General features: G+C 36.9%; 2 protein-coding genes. Both read right to left on the minus strand.

Annotated features, from left to right (window positions below):
• Nucleotides 1-141: 141 nt before the first annotated feature.
• A complete protein-coding gene (locus tag AC1DRF_RS30315; RefSeq protein ID WP_016766356.1) occupies nucleotides 142-249 on the minus strand; it encodes a YjcZ family sporulation protein in 108 nt (35 codons plus the stop codon).
• A 201-nt stretch (nucleotides 250-450) separates the two neighbouring features.
• On the minus strand, nucleotides 451-789 hold the full coding sequence (locus AC1DRF_RS30320; RefSeq protein WP_427075070.1) for a CotD family spore coat protein: 339 nt from the start codon (nucleotides 787-789) through the stop codon (nucleotides 451-453).
• Nucleotides 790-835 lie beyond the last annotated feature (46 nt).

Genomic DNA, 835 nt, shown 5'->3' on the forward strand with positions numbered 1-835 from the left:
GATCCCATATATGAGTTTTACTCCCTCTGCAATAGATTGTTTGAATTCCGCCCAATCAGTTCTATTGCCTATAAAAGCAACCCCGCATAACCTAGAATAAAAAAGTCTTTCTCAAATTAGAGAAAGACTTTTTTATTCTTATTAATAGCCAAATCCRCGGCCGTAACAGCTGCATCCAATAATGACAAGAAGAATAAACAGAACAACTAATAAAGCAAAACCAGAACCTGCTCCACCATAACTAGACATACAAACACCTCTTTTCGTGGTATTTAACTAAAGGAAAAAACTTTAAATATACATGGGTTAAGGTATTATATGTAGACATAGCTCATATCGATTGGATTTTGGTCTAAAATAGGCTACTTTGTTTAACAATAGCTAGATAACATCCTAAATTTCACATAGTAAAAACCCTTCATTGTTAAAATGAAGAGGCTTTTTTGGCTATTAGTACCAAGGACGAGGTCTAGGAGGGCAGCTTGGAGCACAAAAATGGTGATGCGTTTCCTGATATACAACGGATTCTGTATGCGGGAATGAGTGCATATATTTATAATTTTTTTGATAAACATTTGTGGTATGACTAGGATGCACCACTGGCACAAACACATCTTGACCAGTAAAAGATGTATTTTGTTTAACTGGGTCATACTGAGCAGGCATGGTTTGAGGAGGCAATTGGCCACAAGGTTTAGCTTGAGGATAACCGCAGCTACCTTGCTGAGGATACATAGCCCCTTGATAGCCACCGTAATTAGAGTGCTGATAAGGATAGTTGTTTCTCATATTAAAAATCTTCTCCTTTCTGTTAGTAGACTCCTATTACTGTATG

The organism is Priestia sp. P5_B4 (genome assembly GCF_056400385.1).

What these genes read in the sequence shown, in the direction of transcription:
- AC1DRF_RS30320 (WP_427075070.1), bottom strand. Translation starts at nt 789, where the DNA reads ATGAGAAACAACTATCCTTATCAGCACTCTAATTACGGTGGCTATCAA.